At 61.7% G+C, this 10,707-nt stretch carries 5 protein-coding genes and 1 pseudogene; 2 read left to right on the top strand and 4 right to left on the bottom strand.

Annotated elements, in window-relative coordinates:
• Positions 1-161: 161 nt before the first annotated feature.
• The gene (locus tag GY937_26685) at positions 162-1,091 is read right to left on the bottom strand and encodes an AraC family transcriptional regulator (protein ID MCP5060302.1); all 930 of its coding nucleotides are present in this window, start codon (positions 1,089-1,091) and stop codon (positions 162-164) included.
• A gap of 184 nt (positions 1,092-1,275) precedes the next feature.
• On the opposite strand from GY937_26685, the gene GY937_26680 reads away from it, so the two are divergent.
• Both GY937_26680 and GY937_26675 read left to right on the top strand, forming a co-directional pair.
• Positions 1,276-2,664, top strand: a complete 1,389-nt coding sequence (locus GY937_26680) for a hypothetical protein (protein ID MCP5060301.1) — start codon at positions 1,276-1,278, stop codon at positions 2,662-2,664.
• Positions 2,665-2,716: 52 nt separating this feature from the next.
• Positions 2,717-3,022, top strand: a pseudogene (locus GY937_26675) (IS66 family transposase).
• A gap of 579 nt (positions 3,023-3,601) precedes the next feature.
• Here GY937_26675 and GY937_26670 read toward each other — a convergent pair.
• The 3 genes from GY937_26670 to GY937_26660 form a co-directional block, all read right to left on the bottom strand.
• Positions 3,602-4,879 (bottom strand): IS256 family transposase, encoded by a 1,278-nt coding sequence (locus GY937_26670; protein ID MCP5060300.1) that lies wholly within the window; start codon positions 4,877-4,879, stop codon positions 3,602-3,604.
• A gap of 181 nt (positions 4,880-5,060) precedes the next feature.
• Positions 5,061-8,489, bottom strand: coding sequence for a DEAD/DEAH box helicase family protein (locus GY937_26665; GenBank protein MCP5060299.1), 3,429 nt, complete (start codon positions 8,487-8,489; stop codon positions 5,061-5,063).
• Positions 8,486-10,381 (bottom strand): site-specific DNA-methyltransferase, encoded by a 1,896-nt coding sequence (locus GY937_26660; GenBank protein ID MCP5060298.1) that lies wholly within the window; start codon positions 10,379-10,381, stop codon positions 8,486-8,488. Before GY937_26660 ends, GY937_26665 begins: the two co-directional genes overlap by 4 nt.
• Between the last annotated feature and the right edge of the window lie 326 nt (positions 10,382-10,707).

The raw sequence follows: 10,707 nt of genomic DNA, 5'->3' as shown, positions 1-10,707 counted from the left end.
AGTGTCCACCCTCAAACCAGGGTCGCCGAACTCACGCCGCGCCTCTGGAAAGAGAACTTCGCCGACGCTCCCCTCGGGCCCCTGACAGGCTGAGACCCCGCGATACGGGCTGCAACCACGTCCGAGGCTGGCCGCTTACGACACAGCTCACCCTAGCCCCATCACGCCTGACTCCGCTGCCACTCAGCCGGTGGCTGTCCCACCCACCGGCGAAACGTACGATTAAACGACGCCGGAGAGGCAAATCCCACCCGCTCCGACACCACCTTGATAGGCTGCCCCGCGCGCAGCGCCGCCTGAGCATGCTCGAGCCGGGCCTGGTCGTAGAGCTCGGCGTAGCTGGTGCCGTGCTCCTCCAACACCCGTCGCAGCGATCGAGGACTGCACCCCAGCCGCTTCGCCACCCGCTCTTGCGTCACCGGTCGGCCCCCAGCCAGCAGCTCCGAGAGTACCCGAAGCACCGACTCCACCGGGCAGACCTGCACCGTACTGTCTCCGAACAGCTGACGCATGTGCTTGAGCAACGTCGCATGCAGCGCCGGATCTGCCCCAGGCAGCTCCCGCTGCATCCAATCCCGCGGCACTTGCAACCCGCCGAACGCGTGGCCAAAGTGCACAGGACATCCAAAATACGCCCGATACGACGCATCATCTGCTGGGGCGCCTCGCGTGAGGAACACCGCCTCAGGCTGCAGCCGCTCTTCCGCCACGTGCCGTAGCGACATGAGCAACCGCGCCATCCCGTACGCACTCAACGCATCGGGCACCGGGTCACCAGGGGCCCGACCCGCCCGGATAATCAGACTCGTTCCCACCGGCTCGATCATCGGAATGAGCGACGCGTCCATATGCGGCGCGATCTCCAGCGCCAGGTGAGCCATGTCGCCAAAGGTGGGTGCACTCCGCAGCGCAAAGTCGGCCAGGTCCCGTGCACCGAACGGAATGCTCTGGGCGACTTCCAGCCCCAGCGTCGACGAAGGCCGGTGCGCCTCGGCCACCGACCACAGTCCCGCAAACGCCGAGAACGCGACTCGACCCAGCTGTGTAGGCGCATCGGCGTCCAGTCCCAGATCCGATAGGTAGGTATCCACCGGCGCCTCGGGCACTCCCGCGGCCACCATGGCCCTGGCCACAAAGGCCACCACAGCCTCCAAAACCGTCGCTTCTCTCATCTCATCCTCCCCTGGCCGTGCGAGGTAGACCGTTTGGCCGCATCGGTCAATACCGGTCCCCCGAAGCGCAGCTAGCTTAGCCAGCAGGAAATAGGAGAACGCGATGACACGGAATGACCTTGGGGCCCTCTACGTTGGGGCCCTCTGTTTGCTGCTCACGGGCTGCCCCAAACTCACCGAGCCCGACCCAGCACAGATCTACGACGGCCTCGCCGAGCCCGTACAGACGGCGCTCCCCGACACGGTCGAGCGTACCCTGTCCGAGCCCGTGGCCGGATGGCAGTGGATGGACCTCCCCGAGACCGTGTGCCGCGATGACTCAAGCAGCGGCGTCGCGATTCAGGCACCCACGAGCGGCGTCGACGCCGACAAGCTGGTGATTTTCCTCCGCGGCGGCAACGCGTGTTTGAACACCAGCTGCGCGGAGCTGATCAACCCATCCCACTTCGACGAGAGCGACTGGGACGCGTTGCTGTGCACCCAGCTCGACGACTGCACGGTGGACAATGCCACGAGCGATCCGATGGCCAAGTGGAACCACACCGATGACCAGTGGTTCGGCGTGCTCGACGGCCACCCCGACAATCCGTTCGCCGGATGGACCAAGGTGTACGTGCCGTACTGCTCGGGCGACTGGCACGGGGGAGAGAACCCGGAGCCATTCGCCATCGGCAGCGGCGAGAGCGTCTTCATGGGTGCGGCGAACACCCGGGTGGTGCTCGCTGCGCTGCGAGACGAGCTCGGCACCGACTTCGACAAGGTGCTCTTCACCGGAGCGAGCGCCGGTGGTGTCGGCACTCTCCTCAACCACCACCAGGCGGCCGATCTATATGGCGCTGAGCGCACCTACCTGCTGTCGGATGCAGGCCCTATGTACACCGACGAATACGTGGCCGAGTGCATGCAAGCACGACTGAAGGACCTGTGGCGTCTCGACCGCAACCTGCCCGTGTCCGACACGTGTCCAGGTGACACCTGTCCCTGGAACGACGACGCGTGGATGGATGCCCGCTGGACCTGGCTCCTCGACAGCTACAGTCGAGGGCCCGTCACCGGCCCTGAGCTCCTGGGGAGTCGGATGGCTCTGGTGATCAGCGGTCGCGACAGCGTCAGCGCTGACGTATTCGACATGATGGAGAACGAGTGCGCCAGGATCGACGACGTGTACTTGCCCCTGTACCCCCCCTACTCCACCGTCGAACAGGCCACCCACGCCCTCCGCACCGACGTGTTCGACGCCTACCACGGCATGAAGATCTTCCACGTGCAAGACACCGAGGAGCACATGTGGATGTGGGGGCGGAGGAAGCCTTGGTGGACCCTTACCTTCGAGGCCAACGGTACCTTCGAGGCCGACGGTACCTTCGTCGAGGCCGATGGTACTTTCGAGGCCGACGGTACTCCCGTGTCCCTCGCCGAGTGGGTCGACGCCATGCTCCACGAATCCCCCACCTGGGACCACGCCATCGTACGAGAGATCGAAGGCCAATAACAACTACACACCCACGGTGGCGGCGAGCTACGCGATCCAGCGCCAGCGGGGCCTGGAAGTCTTTCTCGCGGATCCCGAGGTCCCGATCGATACGAACCATCTCGAGCGCACGCTGCGCGTGATCCCAATGGGGCGGAAGAACTGGCTGTTCTGCTGGTCGGAGCTCGGGGCCCATCAGGTCGGAGTCGTGCAGAGCTTGCTCACGACCTGCGTCCTCCACGACATCGACCCCTTCACGTACCTCGTCGACGTGCTCCAGCGCATCAGCGTTCATCCCCAGGATCGCGTCGCCGAACTCACGCCGAGGCTCTGGAAAGAGAAGTGCGGGGACGCGCCGCTTCCACCACTCTCAGGCTGAGGCTTCCTCGGCAGCGCAAGGACGTCCAGGATCGATCGCTTACATCTTGGTGGCATGGCAGGAAGGCTCACCGAAGTGGATGTACGCTTCTCGGCAATCACGGAAGATGACCTCGATCCTGCGTTGTACCGGCGATTCGAGCGGTTGGAGCCCCTATCGTGGCCTCCGCTCCTTTCGCCCGAGGCCGTCTTGATGGTTGATGCGTATTTTGACTCTGTCGTGCCGGAGGCTTCTCGAGACAAGCTCTGGGAGCATCTGTGTTGGCCAAGAACATCGAAGGCGCAGGCAATCAGGGAGAGTAGGTCCTGGGTGCCGTAGGAGGTCCCGTCTTTGTACTCACCGCTCTTCGTGCGGTAGCGCACTGAGGTGGTCGAGTTGTAGAACGTGCGACCGTCCTTCTCGTTGGCCCAAGTGGCCACTTCGACGTTTCCTAGTCTGCTTCTAAATGCTGGTGCTTTCTTGTCGTTCATCCTTTTCTCCTTTTGGATACAAACGGTTCACCCCCGCGCGCCGTTTGTGTTCAAGAGGAGAAGGTGTGGCGACCCGAGTTATGCCCGAATGTTGGGGATGAGCACCTGATCAGGCAGCGCTCTTCCGCACTCCTTCATCATCGTTGCTGAGAGTTCGTCCGTCCAGGAATTTCGTTCCGTTCAGGAGTTCTTGTACGAGGTGTGGGCTTCGAATTCTCCTCCATCGTTGTTGAGCCATGGCCAGGAGCTGGAAGGCCATGGCGAGTCCTCGGGTCCGTGAGCCAGCTCCCTTCGTCACGCGCTGCCGTAGGCGCACCGTTGCGAAGGCAGACTCGATCACGTTGGTGCTTCGAATCGTCATCCAGTGTGCTGCGGGGAAGTCGTAGAAGGTGAGAAGCTTCTCCTCGTCCTTCATGAGCGATGCGACGGCCTTCGGGTATCGATCTCCGAACTCGCGCTTGAACACCTCGACCTGCTCCAAGGCGACCTCCTTCGTCTCGGCCTGGAAGATCTCGTGAAGGGCTCTCTTCGCCTTTGGCTGCAGCCGCTTGGGAAGTTTGTCGAGAACGTTCGCCGTGCGGTGAACCCAGCAGCGCTGCTCTGCCGCCTCGGGCCAGACCTCTCGAAGCGCTGCCCAGAAGCCGAGAGCGCCATCGCCGATGGCAAGAAGCGGAGCTTCGAGGCCGCGGTTCTGCAGGTCGCGAAGGACACTCCGCCAGCTCTCGCTGCTTTCCCGGTAGCCGTCTTCCACGGCCACCAGTTCCTTGCTTCCGTCCTCACGGACCCCGATCAGCACGAGGGTGCAGAGGCGATCCTCTTCGAGGCGGATACGGAAGTGAATGCCGTCGGCGAAGAGATACGCGTAGCGACGATCCTGGAAGCTCCGCTTCCGAAACGCCTCGTAGTCCTTCTGCCACTCGCCGAGGAGCCTCGTGATCGTCGAAGATGACAGTCCGGCCGTTGCCTCCTCGCCAAGAAGCGATGGCAGCGCTTCTGCGAAGTCTCCTGTCGAGAGCCCTCGCAGGTAGAGCACGGGCAAGACCTCGGCGACCTTCGGAGAGCGCCGCATGTACGGCGGGAGGATCTGGCTCGTGAACCGGCAGCGTCCACCGTCCCCATCGACCCTGCGGTCCCGCACGCGCGGGGCCTCCACCGTCATCGTTCCGGTGCCTGTCGTCAGCTGGCGGGGCCTGGCCTTCCCGTTCCGCGTCACCAGAGCGTGGCCGGCCTCGTCCCGCGCGCCCTGGTGGCGCTCCAGGTAGGCCCCGACCTCCACCTCGAGGGCCTGCTGGAGCATCGTCCGAGCCCCCTCCAGGCACAGGGCATCCAGCATTGTTCGCGACTCGGATTCTTTGGTCCGAGCATGGATCTCGACTACGTTCGTCATCGGTAGCGTGTTCTTCCTTTGTGGCCACAGGGGCCGCGTGTGTTTGCATTCACACGGAAGAATACGCTGCCTATCTCAGGCGCTCGTTCCCCAACTTTCGGTCATATCTCTGGCGACCCAGCACCAGGTGGAAGAGGGCAGAGTGGGGAAGGGCGGCGTGTCGCTACCCGCAGTCGGTCAACTAGGGCAGATGGGCCAGGGTGTGCAGGGTGTCAATCCAGTAGAGGAGCTCCTTCTTGGCAGCAGCGGCGTCTGTAATCTCATCTTCCTGATGGGCCACCCTCGTGTTCCTGAAGTCGTTCACGCGCTGGAGCTTTCCAAGGACGTCGCGCCCGCCCTTGACCTGGAATTTCTCCCGGATGGAAGCGAAGACGCCTTCGACCTTGGTCTTGTCGTTCAACGCGAAGTCCATGCACGTCCGGAGGAGCCCGAGCGGGGAGATTCCACTGTCGTAGACGAGCGTCTTCTTCAAGTTGCGGGCCATTGCTTTGTATCCCGGGAGCTTCCGCCGGTCGGGCTTCTCGAAATACGGCGAAAACCAGTCCTCGGCCTCGTTTCCAACCGGGGGGACCTCATCCTGGAGGCGACGCTTTAGGAGCCCCCTTGAGGACTCGTCGAGGGAGCCGAGGAGGGCGTTGAAGGCTGGGGCGTAGTTCATGCCTTCCTTGTTCTCGAAGAAGCTGTAGAGCATGACCGCTTGCTGGACGGCCTTCCGGTAGCGCGGGGGGAGGGAATCGAGCGTCTTGGCGTCAACGAGCTCAAGGACCTCGGGTGGCTTCTCATCGGCCTCGGCTTGTGCCTTGTCGATGGCCGCCAGGATGGGGAGCTCGTCCGGCTCCTCCTCACCAAGGAGCCGCGTTAAAGCAGGGCGACAAGTTCGAAGGACATCCTCGAGCGTATCCCCTGTGATGCGCTCGAAGACTCCTTGCGGGACATAGATGTACTCCCACTTGGCCTTGTCGCTAGATGCAGCCTCACACCAGGCGACGGCCGCGCGGGCCTTCTTCGCAACGTCTCTGTCTTCTCGGCCCTTTGTCTCTACCAGGTAACAGGTGCCATCCTTGGCGCGGACGAAGAAGTCGGGCTTGTAGAAGGCGAGCCGGCCCCCCAACGCGAGATAGTCGATTCGGAGGGACTGCGGCCCTGTGTTGGCGGCGAAAGCCGCCAAGTCCGTCGCGCGGTCGAAGTATTCGGCGATGGCAAGCTCGAGGCCGCGGTTGCAGGGGACGAGGTTGAAGAGCGTCCTTGCGGCGTCCAAGACCGGGCGCGTCTCGCTTAGGGTTACCTGGAAGGGCTTCCACGTAGAAAGCCGCATGGGGGCTTCATCTGGGAGGCGCTCTTCGGTGGTCGTGATGCGAGCCCGAATGAGTGGGATGAACACTGCTCTGATGTGTTCGCTTACGTCGGGGTCACCGAGCCTCGACACGAGCTTCGGGTCATAAATGTCGGTCTTCTCCTCGAAGAGGAGCTCTTCGAGGAAGGACTGGACCAGGGAAGCAAGCGCCGCGTGAGTCCCGCGGAGCTTGCAGACTTGCTCGAGCTCTTTCACGAAGTAGGAAACCGCTCCGGCCCCTGTCGCGAGGAGTGGAAGGTGAATCTTCATCCTCTCGACTATCTCGTTCGTGATGAGCTGCCTTCCCTCGTACTGAATTGCGGTTTCGCCAGATGCGCCGAGGGGAAGCTTTTGGTGCTTCGAAAATTCCTTCTTAATGTCGTCTAGGCTTAGACCCTCAAGCTTTGGGACGATACGGTGCCCGGCGGTTAGCCGGGGGATGGCAAGCTCGAGCGCCTCCAGGTCTTTTCTCGCGTCATCCGGGTAGATGGAGACCGTGGTCTTCGGGACCTTGTCGACGTCGATGATTTCAATAGGGAGCCCCTCCTGGGCGAGCTCCTGTTGATAGAGCGAGGCGAAAGACGGGTGCTCGATAACGGTGACGATTTCGTTCGCCTGGCCGGGCGGAGTCATCCGTCTTAGCCCGCGCCCGAGGGTCTGCTCGGGGAGGATGTTTGACTTGGCGGTTAGAGGCCGAAGAGGAACGATGGTGGTGACGTTTCGGACATCCCACCCTTCTCGGAGCATCAAGACCGAAACGATGCAGCGGTAGGGGCTCTTGTCGCTATCGAGCTGGCGTGAGAGCTCGCGAAGGACCTTTAGGTCCTCGTCGGTTATCTGCTTTTCGTTCTCAACAAAGACACTGCGGGCGGCCTTTCCGCGTCCGACCTTCTTCACCTTCCCCTTTAGATTGGTGTGAAGGTTGATGGTGCGGCCGTTTAGCTCCTTGAAGGTCTCGTCCTCATTGAATCGCGCGGCGATTTCATCCGCCGCGGTGGTGTCCTCGCACATGACGAAAAGGAGAGGCTTCATTCCCGACTTCTGCCATTCCTCGTGGCTCAGCTTCCAGCGTTCGTAGCCGAGTCTGAGGTGGCTTTCGTACTTCTGGGCCGCGTTGTCTGCGGGTTGCGGCTTCAGCCGGTTTCCAGCACCTCCAATAACCGGCGTCTTTACGATGCCCCCATCAACCGCTTCACCGAGCGGGGTATCGACCACGACCTGCTTAAAGAGCTGGCCTTTGTCGTCTTTGGGCGTTGCGCTGAAGTCGAGCTGGGCGAGAAGCGGGCTCCCTGTTCTCTTTCGAATGGCGTCGTTCAGGAAGCGAAGCGCGTCGTTCCAGGCCGACTCCCGGTCCCAGACGTGGTGTGCCTCATCGTTTAGGACCATCACGCGCGGGTGCGAGGTGATTCGGTCTCGGAGCGCCTCGGCCGTATCAAGCGCAGAGCCCTTGCTTACGGCCGGTCCCATGAAGTCGTAGGTCTCTGTCTTCGAAGAAGAGCTCCGCTTCTTCGGGTCATAGAGTCGGTGGATGTTGGTGAGGTAGAGGACTCCGCCAGTGGGCGTTCCGCTCGTTTCGTCCTGGAGGACAACCGAGAGCTTCCAGTCGCCCTTCCACTCAGGCGGAATGAGCGGGTCGGTATGAAAGATGTCCCTCCGGTCTCCAGGGGCGAAGTCTTCCTTTAGGCGCTCGTAGACGGTGAGGTTCGGCGCAATGACCACGAAATGCTTGGCCATCGTGGAGTCCGGCTCGCGGAGGGCGTGGAAGTAGCTCCAGACCACCGCAAGCGTCATCACCTTGGTCTTGCCGGCACCCGTGGCGAGCTTGAAGGCGTACCTGGACCAGGCGTCCTCATCTTCAGTGATGCCAAGAGCTGCGAGCTCGGCATCGGCTCCGCCGTATTCGGCCACAAGCTGGGAAAGGCAGGAAAGGCCCCGGACCTCTTTTAGATAGACGAGGGTCTCGATGGCCTCGCGTTGACAGAAGTAGTAACGGAACTCAATTGAGTCGCCGGAGCTGGTCTCTATTCGATGGTCGCGACCAAACCAGTGTGAGAGGAGCTCGCGGCTCGTTTGACTCGCATCGTAATAGCCGTTCTCCCGCCACTCACGGACCGAGGCGCGAATGTTCTGAGCGAGTCTAATGGGAGAAGACCGTCGGCCCTTTACGATGTGCGCCGGGTCTCCGGACTTCTCGGCGCGAATGCGGTGCGAGTGCGGCTCGTCCCAGGGGAGAAACAACGGCTCTAGCGCGGAAGTCTTCACTCCTTTTTCCGTCAAACCTTAACCTCCAGCGTGATGGAGGTGTCGCATCCAAAGACGTCAACGACCTTCACGCACGCTGTGTACTTGCCCTTCTTCGGGTAGGAGAAACCAGCATCGCTTTCCGTTAGAAGCGAGCGGTCCTTCCGGGTCCGATAGTCCTGCCAGTGATGGTTGAAGGGCTTCTCAGGGACCCAATCGAAGTCGACAGCCCAGAAGTCGATGAAGTCAAACCCGCTCTTGATGGCTCGCTCCCGGAGCGCTTCGAGCTCTTTCGTCGGGACCTCGGCGAGAGAAGGCAGGAATTTCTTGAGCCGGATGTCGACGAGCTTCCCCTTACTCTTGCCGTTCTTACGGTAGATGGGCTCAGCCTCAAGAACGGCCATCTCGAGAAAGGGAGGTGGCGAGGAGCGTTGCTTTTCCATGATTTCGCGCGGAATCTGGATGAGCTTTAGCTTGACGCCGAGCTCCCGTTCGAGCGCGGCCGTAGCCTGGCGAATCTCCATTTCGAACTCCCAGGCGAGGCAAAAGCACTCCTTCCCGCCCGCCTCCGCGACGGCCTTCGCGACGGCGCGGGCTTCGTCTCGGGTAAAAATGGAGTCGATGCTGTCTACGTGGCAGAAGGCGGGACCTTTCCGGCCGTGGATGTACGGAGACGACGTGTGCTCGAGAATCTCGGCCTTGAAGAACTCGAGGACGACCCTGCGATGCTCTTCGTCTGCTCCAGAAAGTCTCTCCTTCTGCCACCACTGCCGCTCGTACCGCCCAAGGTTGTAGACATCAAAGGCTCGATAGGGCTCGCCCTCTTCGTGGAGGTTCCGCTGTAGGTCAATGATGCGCTTCCTCGAGGTGTGAATCGCGAAGCGGCCCAGGTCGGCCATTATCCAACGGCGGCCGAGGCGCTCAGCAACGGCTCCGGTCGTTCCAGAACCGCAGAAGAAGTCGCCGACAAGATGGTCTGGTTCCGAACACATATTGATGATTCGCTCGAGAAGAGCTTCGGACTTCTGCGTGTTGTAGTAGAGCTTCTCGGGGTCTGTGGGCGACGTGATTTTCTTCACATCAGGCCACCAGTCGTTGATGGGAGTCCCCTCCTTCCGGAGGGCCGCATCGGGCCCCTTTACGGCGGTCCTGCCGCGCTGGACGGTTCCCTCGGAATAGGGTCGGTAGATGGTGTTGAACGTCCACTCAGGGGACTTGGTGTACCAGAGAATCGTGTCGTGCTTGCGTGGCATCTCACGCCGGGGGACCCCACCGCCGCTATAGCAGTAGGCGATTTCGTTGCGGAAACCGCCACCACCGTCCCCTGCGGCACCTCGGCCGAATAGCTCGTCAAGGATGAGTCGAAGATGCTGGGAGACGCGCCAGTCTACGTGCACGAAAAGGCTCCCCCGGTCGGAAAGAAGCCCGTGCATTAAGGAAAGCCTGTCACTCATCATCGCGAGATAGGAGTCGGTTCCGCGGCCCCACATGTCGCGGTAGGCGACCATTTCAAGCGTGGATTGGTCCTTGAAAACGGACTCGGACTCCTCGCCCAAGGGGATGGTCATCGTGAAGTCTGCCCCGACATCGAAGGGCGGGTCGATGTAGATGAGGTCGAGCTTCCCCGCGAAGTCCTTTAGAAGCGAGGAAGTCACCAGCTTGTTGTCGCCCCAAACGAGTAGGTTTCGGAAGTCATCCTGACGCCGGTGCTTCTTCTCGAATAGGTCCACCTGGCCGACCGCCGCTGCCTCAGAGCGCGGCTGGTCAACCGTCTCGATTCTCTGCATCGGCATAGCCTGGCCGGCGACGTCGACTAGCCGACGGTCCCCGTACTCGTCGTACTTCCCTTCCCAGACGAGCTCGGTCCTAAGGACTGAGAGGGGGTGGGGGTTGTCGGGGCCCCAGGCCTTTCCGCGCTTGGTGGACATGTGCCTCTCTGTAGAGCGAATCCATTGCTATTTCAAGGAGTTATAGCTTTGGACGTAGCACGAAGAGGCGAAGAGCAAGGCGGTAGTTTGGAGAGGAACTGGGGGGCCGGAGCGATTTCTAGATTGGGGGCGGGGACTTGGGCGAGTTGCGGTCAGAACTGGCGGGCAGGGAGCCAGGGTGGTCGGAGCATGTTGGCGATCACGAGAAACCGTAGAAATCTGATCATCTAGCCGTGGTCGCGCGCGAGTGCTGGTTTCTCGTCAGAACGGCGAATCGGTGTCGGTCGGATCGGTGTCGAGTTCGCGATCGAGAGCCGCGAGGTAGT

The sequence above is a fragment of the bacterium genome (assembly GCA_024228115.1).
Taxonomy (GTDB): Bacteria; Myxococcota_A; UBA9160; order UBA9160; family UBA6930.
Note: the sequence above shows the minus strand (reverse complement) of the source record. Positions and strands in the feature narration are given on the sequence as shown.

What these genes read in the sequence shown, in the direction of transcription:
- GY937_26680 (MCP5060301.1), top strand. Translation starts at nt 1,276, where the DNA reads ATGACACGGAATGACCTTGGGGCCCTCTACGTTGGGGCCCTCTGTTTG.
- GY937_26670 (MCP5060300.1), bottom strand. Translation starts at nt 4,879, where the DNA reads ATGACGAACGTAGTCGAGATCCATGCTCGGACCAAAGAATCCGAGTCG.
- GY937_26660 (MCP5060298.1), bottom strand. Translation starts at nt 10,381, where the DNA reads ATGTCCACCAAGCGCGGAAAGGCCTGGGGCCCCGACAACCCCCACCCC.